The following is a 227-nucleotide window of genomic DNA, read 5'->3' on the forward strand; positions in this document are numbered from 1 at the left end:
GGTGCGGCTGGATCACCTCCTTTCTATGGAGAATTGATGAACGCTGTTCATCAATATAAGTTTCCGTGTTTCGTTTTCGTTTAGTTTTGAGAGTTCAATTCAATATTGACTCTTAAATGAGGATATGATATAAATAAATCCTGCAATTTGTATGGGCCTATAGCTCAGCTGGTTAGAGCGCACGCCTGATAAGCGTGAGGTCGATGGTTCGAGTCCATTTAGGCCCA

1 tRNA gene is annotated in these 227 nt (G+C 41.9%); it reads left to right on the forward strand.

The annotated features are described in order from the left end of the window. Positions 1-153: 153 nt before the first annotated feature. A tRNA-Ile gene (locus JDS98_RS29975) sits at positions 154-227 on the forward strand.

The sequence above is a fragment of the Bacillus cereus group sp. N11 genome, from assembly GCF_016483605.1.
In the GTDB taxonomy this organism is placed as follows: Bacteria; Bacillota; Bacilli; order Bacillales; family Bacillaceae_G; genus Bacillus_A; species Bacillus_A toyonensis.